Annotated in this window: 13 protein-coding genes; 4 read left to right on the forward strand and 9 right to left on the reverse strand. The window is 64.7% G+C overall.

Features of this window, described 5'->3' with window-relative positions; genetic code table 11:
* From ACTJKQ_RS10625 to ACTJKQ_RS10635, 3 genes are all read right to left on the reverse strand, one after another.
* On the reverse strand, positions 1-3,236 hold a 3,236-nt coding region (locus ACTJKQ_RS10625), incomplete at its 3' end, for an EAL domain-containing protein (RefSeq protein ID WP_440596807.1).
* 209 nt (positions 3,237-3,445) lie between these two features.
* Entirely contained in the window at positions 3,446-6,364 is a 2,919-nt protein-coding gene (locus ACTJKQ_RS10630) for an aconitate hydratase (protein WP_440596808.1), read from the reverse strand.
* 198 nt (positions 6,365-6,562) lie between these two features.
* Positions 6,563-6,970, reverse strand: a complete 408-nt coding sequence (locus ACTJKQ_RS10635; protein ID WP_260668265.1) for a hypothetical protein — start codon at positions 6,968-6,970, stop codon at positions 6,563-6,565.
* Positions 6,971-7,081: 111 nt separating this feature from the next.
* On the opposite strand from ACTJKQ_RS10635, the gene ACTJKQ_RS10640 reads away from it, so the two are divergent.
* Positions 7,082-7,957: a helix-turn-helix domain-containing protein gene (locus tag ACTJKQ_RS10640; RefSeq protein WP_440596809.1), complete on the forward strand. Its 876-nt coding sequence runs from the start codon at positions 7,082-7,084 to the stop codon at positions 7,955-7,957.
* Positions 7,958-8,206: 249 nt separating this feature from the next.
* Here the strand turns inward: ACTJKQ_RS10640 and ACTJKQ_RS10645 are convergent, their stop codons facing one another.
* Together ACTJKQ_RS10645 and ACTJKQ_RS10650 are read right to left on the reverse strand one after the other, a co-directional pair.
* Entirely contained in the window at positions 8,207-8,509 is a 303-nt protein-coding gene (locus tag ACTJKQ_RS10645) for an H-NS histone family protein (RefSeq protein WP_056058651.1), read from the reverse strand.
* 159 nt (positions 8,510-8,668) lie between these two features.
* Positions 8,669-9,964, reverse strand: coding sequence for a hemolysin family protein (locus ACTJKQ_RS10650; protein ID WP_121942207.1), 1,296 nt, complete (start codon positions 9,962-9,964; stop codon positions 8,669-8,671).
* 35 nt (positions 9,965-9,999) lie between these two features.
* Between ACTJKQ_RS10650 and ACTJKQ_RS10655 the strand changes: the two genes are divergently transcribed.
* Positions 10,000-10,842, forward strand: coding sequence for a symmetrical bis(5'-nucleosyl)-tetraphosphatase (locus ACTJKQ_RS10655; protein WP_440596810.1), 843 nt, complete (start codon positions 10,000-10,002; stop codon positions 10,840-10,842).
* 82 nt (positions 10,843-10,924) lie between these two features.
* Here the strand turns inward: ACTJKQ_RS10655 and ACTJKQ_RS10660 are convergent, their stop codons facing one another.
* The 3 genes from ACTJKQ_RS10660 to ACTJKQ_RS10670 form a co-directional block, all read right to left on the reverse strand.
* Positions 10,925-12,406, reverse strand: coding sequence for a DEAD/DEAH box helicase (locus ACTJKQ_RS10660; RefSeq protein WP_056058643.1), 1,482 nt, complete (start codon positions 12,404-12,406; stop codon positions 10,925-10,927).
* Between the two features lie 352 nt (positions 12,407-12,758).
* Entirely contained in the window at positions 12,759-15,278 is a 2,520-nt protein-coding gene (locus tag ACTJKQ_RS10665; RefSeq protein ID WP_440596811.1) for an ABC transporter permease, read from the reverse strand.
* 65 nt (positions 15,279-15,343) lie between these two features.
* Complete coding sequence (locus ACTJKQ_RS10670; protein WP_440596812.1) at positions 15,344-17,044, reverse strand: C13 family peptidase; 1,701 nt, start codon at positions 17,042-17,044, stop codon at positions 15,344-15,346.
* A gap of 407 nt (positions 17,045-17,451) precedes the next feature.
* On the opposite strand from ACTJKQ_RS10670, the gene ACTJKQ_RS10675 reads away from it, so the two are divergent.
* Together ACTJKQ_RS10675 and ACTJKQ_RS10680 are read left to right on the forward strand one after the other, a co-directional pair.
* Positions 17,452-17,691 (forward strand): hypothetical protein, encoded by a 240-nt coding sequence (locus ACTJKQ_RS10675; RefSeq protein ID WP_192420591.1) that lies wholly within the window; start codon positions 17,452-17,454, stop codon positions 17,689-17,691.
* Positions 17,692-17,808: 117 nt separating this feature from the next.
* Positions 17,809-18,159: an RNA recognition motif domain-containing protein gene (locus tag ACTJKQ_RS10680; protein WP_056058635.1), complete on the forward strand. Its 351-nt coding sequence runs from the start codon at positions 17,809-17,811 to the stop codon at positions 18,157-18,159.
* A gap of 199 nt (positions 18,160-18,358) precedes the next feature.
* Here ACTJKQ_RS10680 and ACTJKQ_RS10685 read toward each other — a convergent pair whose 3' ends face one another.
* A complete protein-coding gene (locus ACTJKQ_RS10685; RefSeq protein ID WP_440596813.1) occupies positions 18,359-19,306 on the reverse strand; it encodes a formate dehydrogenase accessory sulfurtransferase FdhD in 948 nt (315 codons plus the stop codon).
* Positions 19,307-19,494 lie beyond the last annotated feature (188 nt).

Below are 19,494 nucleotides of genomic sequence, written 5' to 3' on the forward strand. Positions count from 1 at the left end.
GGCCTTCCAAACAGATACCCCTGGAACCCCTCGCACCCATGCAGCCTCAGGAACGACAGCTGCCCCGTCGTCTCCACCCCCTCCGCCACCACCTCCAGGTCCAGGCTCTTGGCCAGCGCCAGGATGGTCCGCACGATCGCCGCGTCGTTCGGGTCCGTCAGCACGTCCCGCACGAAGCTCTGGTCGATCTTCACCTGGTCCAGTGGCAGGCGCTTGAGGTAGGACAGGGACGAGTAGCCGGTGCCAAAGTCATCGAGCGCAAACCCCACGCCTTCGCTTTTGAGCTGCACCATGCGCGCGATGGTGTCTTCGATGTCTCCCAGCAGCAGGCTTTCGGTGAGTTCGAGCTTGAGTTGCCGGGGGTCTGCGTTGTGGTTCTTCAAGGTTTGCAGCACTTCGGCCACGAAGCCGGGTTGGCGGAACTGGCGGGCGCTGACGTTGACGGAGATGGACAGGTGAGCGGTGTCTGGGTGCTGGCTCCAGCGCTGCAGTTGTTCGCAGGCGGTCTGGAGCACGTATTGGCCCAGCGGGAGGATGAGGCCGGTCTGTTCTGCCAGGGGGATGAAGTCGCCGGGGCTGATCATGCCGCGCTGGGGGTGGCGCCAGCGCACGAGGGCTTCTGCGCCCAGCAGGCGGGCGTGGTGGTCCACGACGGGCTGGTAGTGCACGAGCAATTCGCCCCGGGCCAGGCCCTGGCGCAGGTCGGCTTCGAGGTTGGAGCGGGCGTTGACGGCCGCCTGCATGTCGGGGTCGAAGAAGCGCTGGGTGTTGCGTCCTGCGGCTTTGGCCTGGTACATGGCCAGGTCGGCGCGCTTGAGGAGTTCGTCCACGGTGAGGCGTTCGTCGCCAAAGAGGGTGATGCCGATGCTGGGGGTGCTGTAGTGCTGGGCGCCGTCCAGGTCAAAGGGCTGGTTCAGGCTGGCCAGGAGTTTTTCGGCGACGGTTTCTGCCTGGGTGGCGGCGTTTTGCAGGTCAGGGGCCAGGGCTTCGAGCATGACGACGAATTCGTCGCCGCCGAAGCGGGCCACGGTGTCGGCTTCGCGCACGCTGCCCACCAGGCGGGCGGCGACCTGGGCCAGGAGCTGGTCGCCCATGTCGTGGCCCAGGGTGTCGTTGAGGTCTTTGAAGTTATCGAGGTCGATGAACAGCAGGGCCCCGAGGTTCCTGGTGCGCTGGCAGGCGGCGATGGAGCGTTGCAGGCGGTCCAGCAGCAGGCGGCGGTTGGGCAGGCCCGTGAGCGCGTCGTAGAACGCCAGGCGTTCGATCTCCTGTTCGGCGCGTTTGCGGTCAGTGATGTCGCGGCACACGCCCAGAATGCCCGTCACGCGGCCATGCAGATCGCGGATGGGCGTCTTGATGGTCTCGAACTGGCCCTGGTAGCCGTCTTCGGCGAAGGTGAGCGTTTCCTCATACACCAGCGGCTGCCAGGCCTGCATGGCGCGCTGGTCGTACTTGCGAAAGCGCTCGGCCTCGGCCGCGTTGGTCAGGTCGTAGTCGTTTCGGCCCACCACATCGCGTTCGGGCCGGCCCGCAAAACGCTCGAATACCGGGTTGACCGACAAGTACACCCCGTTGGTGTCCTTCATGAACACCATGTCCGGCATGGCATTGACCACGCTGGCCAGATGCGCCTTCTGCTGGGCCAATTCTTGTTCGATGCGCTTGAGCGCCGTCAAGTCGTAGGCAAACAGCACCACGGCTGCCACCCCTTGCGCCGTCACGCTCTCTGGGGCGATGGTGGTGTGGCGAAACTGTGTGCCGTCAGGGCCGTCAATGCGGTTTTCGAACACCGCGGTCTCGCCCGCAAAGGCTTTTTCAAGATGCGGGTGGATGCGCGCGAACACTTCGGGCGGGATCACATCCTGCAGCCGCTGCCCTTCCAGCGCCTGGGGCGTGGTGTAGAGCCAGCGTGCCTGCTGTTCATTGACGTACAGCACGCGCAAGTCCCGATCAATCCGCGACACACCACCCGGCACATGGCGCAGCGTGTTGGCCATGAGCGCCTGCTGGGCGTGCGCGGCCTCTTCGGCTTGGTGGTGGGCGGTGATGTCGGTCTGCACGCCATCCCACAGCACCCGGCCATCCTGCAGCCGGCGCGGCGACGAACTCAGGTGCATCCAGCGCACCTGGCCGTCGGTGCGGCGCACCCGAAACACCGCCTCCAGACTGGTCATGGACAGGTAGGACTGGCGCTCTGCCTGCCGCAGGCGATCTATGTCTTCCGGGAGGATCTGCCGGTAAAGCACGCGTGGGTCCTGCAACACGTCTTCGACGCGTACCCCGTTCAGCCGTTCGATGGCGTCGCCCATGTGCACAAAATGCACCCGGCCATCCAGCTCGCGCACGATCTGGAACAACACGCTGTGCGGCAGGTTGCGCCCCAGCAATGACAGACGCCCCTCGCTCTCGCGCAACCGGCTCTCAGCCTCCTGGATGCGCGCAAACGGGCGGCGGATGCCTGCATCAAACACCGCCTGGTACAGCAGCGCATACGCCACCACCCGAAAGCCATGGGACAGCACTCCACCCAGCATCGAATGCCCGCCCAGCGCGCCCACCGTGACCTCGCCGCACACGAACGCTCCGGCCGCCCAGGCAAACAGGCGTTCACGCGGTGCATCTTCGCTGCGGCTGCGGCGATGCAGCACCACCGCGCTGGCGGCCAAGGCCAGGGCGAGCCCCACGGCCACCACCTGGCGCAGGGCACCTTCTGCAGCATGGGCAAACCACTGGGGCAGCGGCCCCAGCGACGACCCTGCCAGCACCAGCGTGACACCCCCCGCCGCTGCCAGCCAGGCGCGGGCCGGCCCGGGGGCCGACAAGCGCGTGGCGGTGAGCCCCAAGGTCAGGGCCTCGGCCACACGCGCCCAACTGCTCAGCCACAACGACATGTCGGCACTGCCCGGCGGCATGTGCACAGGGCCGGAGTGCACCAGCACCCCGTGCAGAAAATTGCAGGCCGCCGCTACGCCAAAACCCACCACCAGGACATTGGCGCGCGCCTGCTCCTGCGCCTCCAGGGCGTGCAGGGACACCGACACCACCAGCAGTCCCAGCAGCACCGCCACCAGCTCCAGCAACGGTTCCAGCCCGTGCTGGGCGCCCGCCCCATCCCCCAGCATCTGCGCCAGCGGCACCACGACCAGCGCCAGCACTGCCACCACCAGCACCACGGTGATGGCGGGCGCATCCGACCAGGGCATGCGCGCTGTCGGAGAGCTGTTGGGAGGTGGCATGGACGAAGGGGTGAATGGCAGTGCCAGCGAAATGGCCGCACAACGTCACAAGTGTATCTACGCGTAAGGAAATGACCAGAGCGCTCGCACCATGAAAAACGGGGCCAAAGCCCCGTCCAAGACAACCCGGGACGGCGCTGCGCCCAGGCGTTGCGTGCACGCATCAGCGCAGGGCGCGATGCGGCAAGGAAGAAGGATGCAGCGGGCCCTCAACCCTCCAGCAGCTGGCGCAGCACAAACGGCAAGATGCCGCCGGCCTGGTAGTAGTCCACCTCGATGGGGGTGTCGATGCGCAGGGTCACCGTCACTTCCTGGCGCGTGCCGTCGGCACGGTGGATGACCAGCCTCGCATCGCTCTGTGGCGTGAGTGCGGCATCAGGCACCACATCAATCACCTCATTGCCCGTCAGGCCCAGCGTTTCCCAAGAATCGCCCGCCTTGAACTGCAGCGGCAACACGCCCATGCCCACGAGGTTGGAGCGGTGAATGCGCTCAAAGCTGCGCGCCACCACCGCCTTGATGCCGAGCAGTTGCGTGCCCTTGGCGGCCCAGTCGCGGCTGGAGCCGGTGCCGTACTCTTCGCCCGCAAAAATCACGGTGGGCGTGCCCTGCGCCATGTACTGCATGGCGGCATCAAAGATGAACATCTTCTCGCCCTGCAGCGGACCATCGTTCTGGAACAACGTGACGCCGCCCTCTTCACGCGAGCCATCGGCGGTGGGCGGAATCATCAGGTTCTTGATGCGCACGTTGGCAAAGGTGCCGCGCATCATCACGTCATGGTTGCCCCGGCGGGCGCCGTAGCTGTTGAAGTCTGCCTTTTGCACGCCATGCTGCAGCAGCCACTGGCCTGCGGGTGAGCTTTCCTTGATGGAGCCTGCGGGCGAGATGTGGTCGGTGGTGATGGAGTCGCCGAACAGCGCCATGATGCGCGCGCCGTGCACCGCCGACGCGGCCGCAGCGCCTTTGTCCAGTGCGAACTGGGCAAAAAACGGCGGCTCTGCAATGTATGTGCTGGCGGGCCAGGTGTAGGCCGTGCCACTGACTCCCTTGATCTTCTCCCACAGCTTTCCAGGGTCGGTCGCCACCTTGGCGTAGTTTTCGCGGAAGGCCTTGCCGTTCATGGCGAACTTGAGCAGGGCATGGACTTCATCGCTGGTGGGCCAGATGTCGCCCAGGTAGATGTCCTTGCCACCCTTGCCCTTACCCACGGGTTCGGTCATCAGGTCTTTGAGCACCGTGCCCGCGATGGCATACGCCACCACCAGTGGCGGGCTGGCCAGAAAGTTGGCCTTGAGGTTGGGGTGGATGCGCGCCTCGAAGTTGCGGTTGCCCGACAGCACGGCTGCGCAGACCAGATCGTTGCTGGTGATGACCTCGTTCAATTCGGGGGTGAGGTCGCCCGCGTTGCCGATGCAGGTGGTGCAGCCATAGCCCGCCAGCGCAAAGCCCAGCTTTTCCAGGTACGGCAGCAGCCCGGTCTGCGTGAGGTATTCGGTGACGATGCGCGAGCCGGGGGCCAGCGAGGTCTTGATGTGCGGCTGCACCTTGAGGCCTGCCTCCACCGCTTTCTTGGCCAAGAGGCCTGCAGCCAGCAGCACGCTGGGGTTGCTGGTGTTGGTGCAGCTGGTGATGGCGGCAATCAGCACGTCGCCATTGCCCACTGTGGGGTCAGCCCCCTTGGCGGGCAGCGTGGCTGCGCGGGCCTCGCCGTGCGCAGTGGCCAGTGCAGGTTTGTTGGCCTCCATCTCGACCACCGAGCGCGGTGCGCCGGCCGGCGTGGGCTTGCCGTCTGGCGTAGCCTCTTCGCCGACAGCTTCGCCATGGCGGTGGATGTGATGGCGCGTGTGCAGCAGCTCTGCCGGGCGGTTGAAGCCGTTTTGCGCGTTGGGCTTGCTGAACAGCTCAGCGAACTGGCTGCTGACCTTGCCCAGCTCGATGCGGTCTTGCGGGCGCTTGGGGCCCGCCAGGCTGGGGGTGACGCTGCCAAGGTCGAGCTTGACGACCTGCGAATAGTCGACCTCGCCGGCCAGCGGCACACCAAACAGCCCCTGGGCCTTGAAGTAGGCCTCGAAGGCTTCGATCTCGCCCTTGGTACGGCCCGTGCCCTTGAAGTAGTCGATGGTCTTTTCGTCCACCGGGAAGAAGCCCATGGTGGCGCCGTACTCCGGCGCCATGTTGCCGATGGTGGCGCGGTCGGGCAGCGCCAGGGTGCGCGTGCCTTCGCCAAAGAACTCCACGAACTTGCCCACCACCTTGTGCTGGCGCAGCAGCTCGGTCACCGTGAGCACCAGGTCGGTGGCGGTCACGCCCTCGCGCAGCTGGCCGGTCATCTCAAAGCCCACCACATCGGGCGTGAGGAAGTACACCGGCTGGCCCAGCATGGCGGCCTCGGCCTCGATGCCGCCCACGCCCCAACCCACCACGCCGATGCCGTTGATCATGGTGGTGTGGCTGTCGGTGCCCACCAGGGTGTCGGGGTAGTACACGCCATCCTTGCGCTTGTGCACGCCGCGCGCCAGGTATTCGAGGTTGACCTGGTGCACGATGCCAAAGCCCGGGGGCACCACACCAAAGGTGTCAAAGGCCTGCATGCCCCACTTCATGAACTCATAGCGCTCTTTGTTGCGCTGGAATTCGAGCTTCATGTTCAGGTCGAGCGAATTCTTCTTGCCGTAGTGGTCGACCATGATCGAGTGGTCCACCACCAGGTCCACCGGCACCAGGGGCTCGATCTTCTTGGGGTTCTTGCCCAGCTTGGCGGCCACGCTGCGCATGGCGGCCAGATCGGCCAGCAAAGGCACACCGGTGAAGTCCTGCAGCACCACGCGCGAGACGACAAAAGGGATCTCGTCGGTGCGCGCGGCATTGGGCGCCCAGTGCGCAAGCTGTTGCACATGCTCGGCCGTCACCTTGCGGCCGTCGCAATTGCGCAGCACCGACTCGAGCACGATGCGGATCGACACCGGCAGACGCTGGATCTGCGGAAACTGCTTGGCCAGCGCGGGCAGAGAGTAGAACTTGCCCTCCTTGCCCGACGCCGTTTTGAAGCCCTTGAGCGTGTTGGCAAAGGCGTGGCGTGCGGGTCGGGACGACGGTTTGGCTAGCGGCTTGGACGATGAGGCCATGGCGAACTCCTTGATAAGGCAACAGCGTCTATTCTGGCAGTCCCCCATGACGGCGCAATCGTTGGGGGTATGCCGCTGTGCCACGCCGCCCTGGCGCAGAGGCTCATACGACGCTCTTTTCACCATTTTTGCGGAGAAAATCGGCCAAGCGCTACATCCTTATGGCTCAATAGCTATCAAATATATAGCAAAACAGAGCTAAGCAGCGGCCCATGCAGGCAGGCGGCGCACACCCATCCACTGCAGCTCAGCAATGAGCGCCACCGAGACCACGTGCACCACCAGGTACGCCTGGCCCAGCAACGTGGGTGCCACGGCGTTACCGAGCAGCAGCACCAGGCTGGCCAACGCCCATCCAAAGTTGGCGGCGATCAGCGCCCACAGCCCTCCGCGCGGCATGGTGCGCGCGCGGGCAATGCGGGTGGCCAGTGCTGCGTAGCCCAGCAGCAAAACGCCGGACACCACCAGCAGTCCGTGCGGCAGCCCCAGCCATTCGGCCAGCGACGCCGTCAGCAGCAGATGCAAGGCGCCCAACAGCAGCCCGGTGGACGCATCGAACCAGACCACGGCACGCAAAAGGGAGGGGGAAGACAACAGGTTCAACATGGCAAGCTCCTTGGGGGGTTGAAGAAGGCTGCATCGTTGCCGCTGCGGTGCATGGCGTCGATGACATGGCAGGTAATGGCCTGCGGCCTGGTTGGGCCTAGGATGCGAGGCATGACGTCCGCACCCTCCACCCCCTCTCGCCGCACCCCGCGCCATCCGCTGCCGCACCGCAGCACAGCGGCGGGGCCTGCCAGTTTTGGCGACCACCTGCGCACCTGGCGCCAGCAGCGGCACCTGAGTCAGCTGGAGCTGGCCGACGAGGCAGACATCTCCACGCGGCACGTGAGCTTCATGGAAACCGGCCGCACCAATCCCAGCCGCGACATGGTGCTGCGCCTGTGCGAGCGCCTGGCCATCCCGCTGCGCGAACGCAATGCACTGCTGGTGGCAGCCGGCTACGCCCCCATGTACCGAGAACGCGCGCTGGACGACCCGGCACTGACCGCAGCGCGCCAAGCCGTCGAGCTGGTGCTCAAGGGCCATGAGCCCTGCCCCGCCATCGCACTCGACCGCTGCTGGAACGTGGTGGCAGCCAACCGCGCAGCGCAGGCCTTGTTGGCCGCGCATGTGAGCCCTGAACTGCTCGCGCCCCCCATCAACGTGTTCCGCCTGAGCCTGCACCCCGACGGCCTGGCGTCACGCATCGCCAATCTGGCGCAATGGCGCCACCACCTCTTTGAGCGCCTGCGCCAGCAAATTCATGCCACGGGGGACCCGGCATTGCTGGCCCTGCAGGCCGAACTGCTGGAATACCCCGCGCCCGATGAATCCACACCACTCGTCATGGCGGGAGAAATGCTGGGTGTGGTGATGCCGTTTTGTTTCAATAGCATGCACGGCATGCTGTCGCTCATCAGCACCACGACGATATTCGGCACGCCAGTGGATGTGACGCTGCAGGAGCTGGCGGTGGAATCGTTTTTCCCGGCCGACGCATTTACTGCCCAGGTACTGCGGGAGATGGCGCAGCAATATGCTGCGGACTGATCGCCTGGGGTGGTTTGAACCACAACACGCAGACCGAATTTTTGGGTTCCGTGGGCAGTGGCTGGTTGGGATAGCGTGATTTTGCGGTATCCACCCAGTGAATGCAGGGCGCAGATTTTGTGCCGCCAGCGAGGTATGAAGGCTCCAGATGCTGGGCCAGGCTGGGTAGTTCGGCGCCCCATGCCAGGCCACCCAAAAAAATAGCCCGCAGTTGCGGGCTATTTTTTTGAGTGCAGCGAATGCCGGTTCTCAGATGGCGAACTTTTCGCGGTTTTCGTTCTGAATCCACTTGGGCGCCTTGCCACGGCCGGTCCATGTCTGGCCAGTCGCCGGGTCGCGGTATTTGGGGGCCACTTTGGTGCCTGCGGTAGAGCTGCGGCCGGTTTTCCCTGCGGCCTTGCCCGCAGGGAACACATCCTGCGCGGTCAGACCATATTCGGCCACCAAGGCGCGCACTTGGGAAACAGCGTCCGACAATTCTCGGCGACGGGCTTCGCTGATTTGTTGCTCAAGCGCTTCACGCTGCTTCAAAAGTTCTTTGTAGCTGGTCATGGTGTCTGAATAAGAAAATGGGGTTGGTGACAGCACTATTATATGGATAACCGCTGCAAGCACACGCCGGGGTAAAGATTTTGCATTAAGAAACTACAAAAATACTGCCTGGCATATTCAGCACCTGGACAGCAGGTGGTCCAAGAAGCCACAAAGGCTTCAAAGTGCGCCGTCAGGCAGTGCCAATACGCGGTCAATGCGTTTGCCCTCCAGGGCCAGCACCTCGAATATCCAGCCCACGCACACAATCTGTTCGCCTACGGCAGGTAAATGCCCCGTTTCTGCCATCAAAAACCCCGCCAGGGTGTTATACCGCCCACGGTCTTCCTGCGGCAGATCTCGAATATCCAGGCGCGCCTTGAGTTCGGACACAGGCATCAGCCCATCCAGCAGCCATGCGCCATCATCACGCGGGGTAGCCCAGGCATCGGCGGCAGCGCCGGGCTGCAATTCACCGGTAATGGCTTCGAGCAGATCGTGCGGGGTCATGATGCCCTGCACCACGCCATATTCGTCCACCACAAACACCATGCGCCCCGAGCGCGCTCGAAACTGCTCCAGCAGCTCCATGCCGCTCAAGGTCTCGGGCAAAAAGGCGGCGGGCTTCACATACTGTTCCAGCGTGCCGGGCGCACTAGGCCCCAGCTCCAGCAACCGGGCCACGCTCACAATACCCACCACCTCGTCCAGAGAGTTGCGACACACGGGGTACCACGAATGCGCGGCATGCTCACCGCCACGGCCCGCCTGCTGCAAGCCCTGCAATACCGACCACCCTGCATCGAGCCAGCCCACATCACTGCGCGGCACCATCAGCGAAGTCAATGGCCGATCATCCAGGCGAAAGACGTTTTGCACCATCTGGTGCTCATGGTGCTCGATCACACCGGCCTCGCGCCCTTCTTCCAGGCTGGCAACGATTTCTTCTTCCGTGACCGAACGCCCTGCTGTGTTGTCCACCTGCACCAGGCGCAGCACTCCTTGGGTGGAGAGCGACAACAGGCGCACAAAAGGCTTGGCCACCCGGGCCACCCAGGCCATGGGTCGCGCCACCAGGCGGGACACCGCCTCGGGATAGAGCTGTCCGATGCGTTTGGGCACCAGTTCGCCAAACACGATGGTGACGAAGGTGATGACGGTTACCACCAGCGCGGTGGCGGTGATGCTGGCGGCCCGCACAGGCATCCCGAGCTGCTGCAGCCACAGCCCCAGGTCATCGCTGAAAGCAGCCTCTCCGAGGATCCCGTTGAGCATGCCAATGGAGGTGATGCCCACTTGCACCGAGGACAAAAACTGCGTGGGGTTCTCAAGCAGCGCCAGAGCGGCCTGTGCGCCCTTGTCTCCCGCCTCGGCCATGGCGGTCAGGCGCGACCTGCGACTTGACGCCAGCGCCAGCTCGGACATCGCGAACACGCCGTTGAGCAGGGTCAGCAGCGCGATCAGCAGAAAATCCATGCTTCACTCAATCAGGTTTGCAACCGAAGACCATCATGGCACTTTACTGTATCGGCGACATTCAGGGCTGCGACGACGCCCTGGGGCGCCTGCTGGACACCATCGGCTTTTCTGCCAGCCGTGACACGGTGTACCTGCTGGGGGACCTCGTCAACCGTGGCCCCGACTCCGCCGCCGTGCTACGCCGCTGCCTGCAGCAGGGCGAGGCCATCCGCTGCCTGCTGGGCAACCACGACCTGCACTTGCTCGCTGCCGCACACGGCGCGCGCAAACCCTCACGCCGCGACACCCTGGCCTCGGTGCTCGACGCCCCGGACCGCAGCGCTTTGCTCGAGTGGCTGCGCCACCAGCCATTGGCGCGGGCCCACGAGCATGCCGGCCAGACCCTGCTGATGGTGCATGCGGGCGTGGTACCTGCCTGGACCCCCACGGACACCCTGGAACGCGCGCAGGAGGTCCATGCCGTGCTGGGTAGTCCGGACCTGCCCGCCTTCTTGCACAGCATGTATGGCAACACGCCGGACCACTGGAGCGATACCCTCACAGGCACCGACCGGCTGCGTGTGATCGTGAACGCGCTGACGCGCATGCGCTTTTGCTCATCCGACGGTGTGATGGATTTTGAAAGCACCGAAAGCGCCAGCGCTGCCCCAGAGGGCCTGATGCCCTGGTTTGATGTGCCGGGCCGGCGCACCGCTGGCACGCTGATGGCCTTTGGCCACTGGTCCACCTTGGGGTGGCTCAACCGCAGCGACCTGCTGGGCCTGGACACTGGCTGTGTATGGGGGGGGTGCCTGAGCGCCGTGCGTTTTGGCGCGACGCTGGCAGAGCGGGAGCTGCTGCAGGTGCACTGCGAACAGGCGCAGCAGCCGGGCTAGAGCTGGGGAACTGGGGATTGACCCGGGCAGTCAACGCGCCCGGGACGCACACCACGGCAGCCAGCGCAACGAGCGGCAGCCGTTACTGCGTGGAGGTCTCGGGTTGAACCGCCTTGAACAAGGCTGCCACCTTGCGCTTGGGCTTGATGTTGGCCGAAATGCTGCTGCGCGCAGGCGATTTGGCGGCGGCCTCCCAGGCGGGGGCGGTATCCGCACTGCTGGGTTCGTAAGGCTTTTCGAAGAAGGGATCGCGCGAGGCCACGGCAGGGCGGAAACCCCGGTGGTGTTCACGCGGCTCGCGGGGTTCACGGCGCTCGTTGCGCTCACGCACGGCAGCTGGAATCACATCGCGCGGATCACCGGTCTCGCCTGCTTCACGCCATGCGCGGCGGCCGTCGTTGATGCGGCCGCGGGGGCGGTCTTCTTCGTATTCGATGGCTTCGAGATCGATCTTTTTCTTGATCAGCTTCTCAATGTCGGCCACCAGGCGGGCATCGCTGCCCGACACCAGTGTGACGGCCAGACCGGACGCGCCCGCACGGCCCGTGCGGCCAATGCGGTGCACATAGTCTTCCGCATTGAAAGGCACGTCGAAGTTGAACACCGCAGGCACGTCCTTGATGTCCAGGCCGCGCGCAGCCACATCGGTACACACCAGCAGATCAACCTCGCCGCTCTTGAAGGCTTCCAGCGCCTTCAGTCGCTCGTCCTGGCTCTTGTCGCCGTGCAAGGCTGCGGTCTTGAGGCCCTCACGCTCCAGGCTGCGCGCCAAACGGGCGCATCCGAGCTTGCTGTTCACGAAGATAAAAGCCTGCTTGATGCCGCGCGTCTTGAGCACCTGGTGGATGGCTCGGCGCTTGTCGTCATCATTGGCGCTGTAAAAGCGCTGCTCCACCGTGGAGGCCGTTTCGTTCGGGCGGGCCACCTCAATGGTGATGGGGTTCTGCAGGTAGCTGCTGGCCAGGCGCTTGATCTCGGGCGAGAAGGTGGCGCTGAACAGAAGCGTGGTGCGCTGCTTGGGCAGGTAACTCAGGATGCGCTGCAGGTCGGGCAGAAAACCGATGTCGAGCATGCGGTCGGCCTCGTCGAGCACCACGTACTCCACCTGGTTGAGCACCGCATTCTTGGCCTCGATATGGTCGAGCAGGCGGCCCGGCGTAGCCACCAGCACTTCGACGCCTTTTTTCAGCTCGATGGTCTGGGGCTTCATGTCCATGCCGCCAAACACCACCGTGCTGCGCAGTTTGGTGTACTTGGCGTACAGCGCAATCTGCTGGGCCACCTGGTCGGCCAGCTCACGGGTGGGCAACAGCACCAGAGCGCGCACAGGGTGACGAGCGGGGGATGTGGAACTGCTCTCGTGCTTGAGCAGGCGCTGCAGCAAAGGCAGCGAGAACGCGGCGGTTTTGCCGGTGCCGGTCTGGGCCGCGCCCATCACGTCCTGGCCGGTGAGCACCACCGGGATGGCCTGCGCCTGGATGGGCGTCATGGACTCGTAGCCCATTTCGGCTACGGCGCGCGCCAGCGGCTCAGCCAGCGATAGATTGGAAAAGGAACTTGTCATTTAGCCCTCTATTGTCGCACCGGTGGCCCAAAAAGCGATTTTTCGGGCCCGGAGCAGCAAAAATGCAGTAAGCGCAGCCAGCGCATTGGCGAGTATTTACTATCTATTTGATAGCTATCAGCGCATATGAATTCGGCGCTATCGTCTGTTTTTATTCAAACTCTGGCCCGGCGAGGCCAATGGCCGCAACACCTTGCGCCGCGTGCGGTCGTTGCATCGCGGGGCGAGCAATGTCCCGCAGCTGCCACGACAACCCCCCTCGGAAAGCGCTCGGCACCGGCCAAAGGCAGAGGACGCTCATGCGGACTCTCACCCTTTCCGGACGCAGTGCAGTGCGCCTGCTGCTGTCCCGTTACTCGGCAGACCGCCTGAGCGTGTCCACCACCGGGCGCAGCAGCACCTCGCGCAGCCCCCACCAGCCTGCGGCCAGCGCCAGCACCGCGCCCGCGAGCGCACCGGCCAGCGGCACCCAGGGGGCGGCGGTCCAGGTGAAATCAAACACATAACGCGCCAATGCCCAGCCCACGCCCACCGCCACCGCGCTGGCCAGAAAGCCCGCCAGCAGGCCCACCCCCACCAGCTCGGCCCGCTGCACCTGGCGCAGCAGGCTGGCACGGGCCCCCACGGCACGCATGATGGCGTACTCGCGTGCGCGCTCTTCGCGGGTGGCCGTGACGGCGGCAAACAGCACCACCAGCCCAGCTGCGAGCGTGAAGGCAAACAAGAACTCAACCGCCCGGATCACCTGCTCCAGCACCCGCTGCACCTGGGCAATGGTGGCGCCCATGTCCACGTTGGTGATGTTGGGAAACTGGCGCACCAGCGCGTTGTCGAAACCGTGGGTTTCTGGAGCGCGGTAGGCGGCCAGGTAGGTGACCGGGACATCCTTGACCTCCGCCACCGGGTACATCACAAAGAAGTTGGCGCGCATGGAGCCCCAGTCCACCTTGCGCAGGCTGGTGATGCGGGCCTCGTCCTGCACGCCGCCCATATCGAACTGCAAACGGTCACCCAGCTGCAGGCCCAGCGTCTGGGCGATACCTTCTTCCACGCTGATGGCGCCCTCCTCGCCGGGCGTCCAGCGTCCTGCTACCACCTGGTTGTGGGGCGGTGCCTCCACAGCGTTGGACAGGTTGAATTCTCGGTCCACCAGGCGCTTGGCGCGGTCGTCGGTGTAATTGTCGGGGCCCACTGGTTTGCCGTTCACGGCCACCAGCCGGCCGCGGATCATGGGGTACCAGTCGTAGCGACCCACTCCGCTGTCCTTGAGCGTCTGCTGAAAGGCCTCCGACTGGTCAGGCATCACGTTGATGACAAAACGGTTGGGGGCATCGGGCGGGGTCGCCTTGCGCCAGCTGCTGATGAGGTCGGTGCGCAGCAGCACCAGCAGCACCAGGGCCAGCAGACCCACCGCCAGACTGCTGACCTGCACCACGGCATAGGCCGGGCGCGCAGAAATCTGCCGCGTGGCCAGTACAAGCCAGCGCGGGGCCGTGCTTTCGTTCACGCTCTTGCGCAGAAGCTTGACCGCCACCCATGACAGGCCTGCAAACAGCGCCACGGCGCCGGCAAAACCGCCCACGGCAATCAGACCCAGCTTGATGTCACTGCTGACGGCCAGCAACAGCGCAGCGAAGCCCGCAATGCCGATACCCAGCACTGCCAGCGATGCGGGCTTGAGCCCCCCCACATCACGCCGGATCACCCGCAATGGCGGCACCTGCGCCAGCTGCAGCACCGGCGGCAAGCCAAACGCAAACAGCAGCGTGAGCCCCATGCCCAGGCCAAACACCACCGGCCACAGACTGGGCGAAGGCAAGGCCGATTCCACCAATCCCGCCAGCAGCAGCACAAACGCGTAGTGCACCACATAGCCCAGCGCCACACCCAAGGAGCTGGCAAACAGGCCGATCAACGCGAACTCCGTGGTGTAGGCCCCAGCAATGGTGCGCTGGCTCTGCCCCAGCACACGCAGCATGGCCGAAGCGTCGAGGTGCTCCGCCGCAAACCCGCGCGCGGCCAGCGCCACGGCCACGGCTGACAACAGCGCAGCCAGCAGCGCTACCAGGCTCAGGAATTTCTGCGCACGGTCCAGCGTCTGGCGCATCTCGGGGCGGCCGCTTTCCAGCGACTCCACGCGCACGCCATGCACTTCGGGCTTCTTGGCCTCGACCACCGCCCAATCGTTGAACGCCTTGATGGCCGACGCCGGGCCGACCACGGCAAAGCGGTAGGTCAGGCGGCTGGCAGGCTGCACGAGCCCCGTGGCAGGCAGGTCGCGTTCGTTCACCATCACACGTGGTGCAAAGCTCATGAAGCCCGCCCCCCGGTCAGGCTCGATGACGATGATGCGCGCGATGCGCAGTTGCGCATCGCCCAGCAACAGCTTGTCGCCCATGGCGAGGTTGAGCGATTCGAGCAGTGGCGCGTCCACCCACACCTCGCCGGGCGCCGGGATGTCACGCGTCGGCTGCTCCAGCGCGCCGGGGGCATCTGCCACCGTGAGGCTACCGCGCAGCGGGTAACCCTGCTGCACGCTCTTGAGTGCCACCAGCTTGCTGGCGCCGCCCTGCGCATCGTTCGCGCGGCCCATGGTCGGAAAGCCCAGCGTGGTCACCGATTGCAACCCCAGCGCCTTGGCGCGCTCCACGAATGCAGCGGGCGTTGGGTTGTCGCTGGCCACGACTGCATCCCCCCCCAGCAGCTGCAGAGCGTCGCGCTGCAGTCCGCCTTGCAGGCGATCGGCAAAAAAACCCACAGATGTGAGCGCGGCCACTGCCAGGGTGACCGCCACAATCAACAGGCGCAACTCGCCCGCGCGCAGGTCCCGGGCCAGGGTGCGCCAGCCAAGGCGCAGGAAAGACAGGTTCATGGGCAGACCTTAGCGCAAAGCGAACGGGCTGGCGGGCCGTGGGGTGTTAGAACGTGTTCAACGCATCAGGGCCGCGGGGATGGCGCTGTGGCGGTGTCGGTCGCCGCAGCTGTCGCCGGCACCGGACTCGGCGCTTCGGCCGCCGGCGCCGGGGCTGCGCTGGAGGCATTTGGTGCCTCCGTCTGCAGCCGCTGTTCCAGCGCCTGCAACACCGGGGCGATCTGTTGGCCCACGCGGATCTGCGGGTTCGAAAATCCGTCGGCCTTGCCGGCCTCGACCTCACGCTGCTGAATCAGCGGCACAGCCTTGGCAAAGGCCTCGGTGAAGGAATGGGTCTGGCGCAGTTGTTCATGAAACACCGCGCGGCCGAAGAAGGTCAGCTCAGACAGCCTGCCGCAGCCATACGAGGTGTGGGTGGCGTCGGCCGCCGTCATGATCAGGGTGCTGTCGGTGGCCAGCGGTTCGATCCAGCCTCCCGAAAAGCAGGCAGACACTGCGATCACGCGGTTGCGGATGCCCGATTCGTCCAGCGCTGCGCGCAGCATCTCCGGCGTCACCGGGGGCACCTGCAGCGGCCAGTGTGCGGCGGCCAGTTCATGGTTGCGTGCGCCATGCGAGGTCATGTAAATCACCAGCACATCATGCTCGCGATCCATGCGCGCGGCCAGCGCGGCAATGGCGCGTTGCAGATTCTCGGACGTCGCCCAGGGGTGGGTCTCGGCAGTTTCAGCATGGTTAAGCAGGTGCAGAACCCGGCCCTGGGCGTCAAACCGCTCCTGCAGCAGGGTGTTGACCATCGTGCTTTCGCGGCGGAACACGTTTTCATCCGCATAGGGCGCGAACACCAACCCATAGACATCCACAACGCCGGGACGCTGAGGCAACAAAGCATCCACCTGCTGTTGCCACAGCAGCTGCTGGTTCTCAAAAAGGCCTTGCGATAGCGCCAGTTGCGCAGGCTCGGGACGCTGTGCTCCGTCGGCGGAATCGGCAGATGCATCGGCCACCGCCAGGGCGTCTTCCTCCCAGGGCTGGTCCTGAAACTGCCACATGCCCACCCCGACCACCACAGCCATCGCCACGCCAAAGACCGCAGTGCGCACCCGCGATCGGATGAAGCGGGCACTCACCACCACCAACGTGGCCAGCACCCATACCGTGAGCACGCCGTACGCCACCCAGAAAAGGATGCTTGCCACCGTCCCATTCCACAGTGCAGGCTGGTGAACCGCCCATCCCATCAGGACATAGAGCACCAGCAAAGGGGCCAAGGGCGCCCACGCCGACAGCACATACCAAGCGGCCAGCCCGCCCGAGGGGCCGGGCACACCCAGCTCGGGCGCAGGGGTAGGAGCACGCTGTGCTGGCGCCATGGCCCACCAAGCCAGCCACAGCAGCACCAGGCTGCTCCACATGGGGGTGAGCCAGCCACGCATGCTGAACTGGGCCGGGCCCACGACCTGTAACCGTGCAGCGCCCAACAGCAACGCGCCGCTGATCAACGACAACACCAGCAACTGCCAGGGCGTGGGTGCCGCAGCCCCTGTACGCGGTGCCAGAAACAGTGCAGCGCGCAGTCCTTCGCGCATCCAGCCCCACAGTGAAAGGCGCTCCGTGGCGGAAACGGCCCTGATGGCAGACGATGTGGGCAGGTCTTGCGGCGACCGGATCAAAGGAACTTCAATTTCTGTGTGGGCCAGTTCTGGTCCCCACTGGCTGGGCAACGTGTCGGCCCAGGTGCTGCTGCTGGCGTTCAGGTCTTTCATGCGCGCATCATGCCATCGTGGGGTGACGCCTTCTGAGGCCATGGAATCCTTCGAAGGTAGGACGCAAGAGGCTGCGGGAACGGGCCAAAAGACGATGGAGAGCGATGGTCGAGCTCCCCATTGCGCCAGCGCCCATCGGCCTTCGCAGGAGGAAATCGAGGCACGGGCGCCGTCTTTTTAAAACCAAAAATGATATTAAATAAAAATTAAATAACAAATCACATATACTTCACTTCGTTGCAGTCACGGCTCTTGACGCCAGCAGTCACCGCAACGCCTGCCTCCCAGCGGTCTAACGCGCCGCGGCAGGCCGCCTTTTGCGACCTTGTCGCCCAGTGGGTCTGAAGAGCTGCAGCCCACCGAGTCCCTCGATGCTCACGCAGGTCGATGACGGCCTGCGGTCCCGAATGCACCAGATTTCAAATAACGCCATTTCCATGGGCCAGTACGTCGTTTCGCCCGCGACACACCCGACCGACTGCGGCCGCTTCCGCGCCTCCTTCTCGGTCCATCGTTCAAGTGGCAACGGCAGCTACTGCCGAGTGTTCCGTTTTGACAAAGCCTTTGCCTCGCGCGAAGCTGCCAGGCTGTTTGCCGTCACCCAGGGCTGGCTCCAAGCGTGCATGTCCCATCCCCCTGTGTGCTGAAGCTCTGCTGACCGCAGGCTCCATGTCCTCATCCCAGTTGCCGTGGGCTCCCGCCCACAGTGCTGTACCCCAACGGTGCGCCCTTCGTTGCGTGCCATCCTTCAGAAAGGCTCTTCCATGAGCACCAAGATCTACGTGGGCAACCTGCCCTATTCCGTGACCGATTCCAGCCTGCAAAGCAACTTTGCCGAGTTCGGCAATGTGTCCTCCGCCAAGGTCATGATGGACCGCGAAACCGGTCGCTCCAAGGGCTTCGGCTTTGTCGAAATGGCGTCGGCCGAAGTGGCCCAAGCCGCCATCAGCGCGCTGCACGGCATGTCCGTCGATGGGCGCTCGATTGTGGTGAATCTGGCCCGCCCCCGTGAAGAAGGTGGCGGCGCAGGGGGCTACAGCGCCAATGGCTACAGTGCGAGCAAACGCTCGGACGTTGGCTATGGCACGGGCGGCTACGGCGGCGGCCGCTATTGAGCCCTGTGGCTCATGAAAAAAGCCGGCTTGCTGTAGCCGGCTTTTTTTTCGTGTCGCCCCATGCCTTTGCATGGGTCGCAGGCCAAGGCGGGCCGAAGGTGCTCGACGCCGCTGCGGTGGCCGACTCAAGGACTATTGAGCGGCAACGGCCCCAGCACCACCCTGTCTGCACGGACGCTAACTATGGAGCGCTGACGCCTCACACTTCATCAGCAGCCCGGGCGGGGGGTACCACCGGTGCCTGGGCCAGTATAGGCTGCAATACCAAGCGGTGCGTAGCGCTGTAGCACACAAACCGGCGGTTGGTGGCGCGCCCGATGGCGCACAGGCCCAGCTGCTGGGCCACGGCATGGCCCATTTGCGTCATGCCGCTGCGAGACACCACAATGGGCACCCCCATCTGCGCGGACTTGATGACCATCTCGCTGGTGAGGCGGCCGGTGGTGTAGAACACCTTGTCTGCCCCCGACATGGGAGAGGTTGCGGGGTCTCCTGCACAGTCGCTGGATGAGCACGACTCAGGATTCATCCACATCCAACCTGCGATGGTGTCGATCGCATTGTGGCGGCCGACGTCTTCCACAAAAATCAGCAAGTCCTCCCCCTTGAACAGGGCACAGCCGTGCACCGAACCGGACGACTTGTAGGTGGTCTCTTTGAGGCGAATCGCGTTGACGATGCCGTACAGCTGGCCCTGGGTCAGGCGGGCGTCGGGCAACTGGATGCGGTCCACCTCGTCCATGAGCCCGCCAAACACGCTGCCCTGTCCGCAGCCCGTGGTGACGACCTTGCTGGCCATGCGCTCTTCGATCCGTGCAATGCCATGGCGCGTGCGCACAGCGGCGGCGTGGACCTCCCAATCGACCGTGATCGATTCGATGTCGAGCACCGATTCGACCAGCCGCTGGTTGCGCAGATAACCCAGCACCAGCAGCTCTGGTTGCGCGCCCAATGTCATCAGCGTCACGAGCTCGCGCTTGTCCACATAAATCGTGAGCGGACGCTCGGCGGGGATCTGTACCTGCTCCCGTGCGCCCAGTTCGTTGACGACCTCCACTGCATGGGTCAGCGGGGCGTGGGCCTGCGTCAGGCGCGGCAGAGAGGGCGAAGACAAAACTGAAGGAGTGGACAAAGAACTGGAACTCATGGGGCAAATATACGCAGTGTGGTGCTACAGCGGTTAGCGCAGGGGAATGAACCGCTGTGTGGCCCGGTCCACTGCACCAAGGGGGCAGGCTGGTGCCGTATCGCTCTGCGAGTGCTGGCTCGGCGATGCACCTGGCACATCGCGCCCAGAAAAAAAGCCGCGCCCCACCAGGGAACGCGGCTTCGAGC

The sequence above is a fragment of the Acidovorax sp. 22279 genome, assembly GCF_052045435.1.
Classification (GTDB): Bacteria; Pseudomonadota; Gammaproteobacteria; order Burkholderiales; family Burkholderiaceae_C; genus Acidovorax; species Acidovorax delafieldii.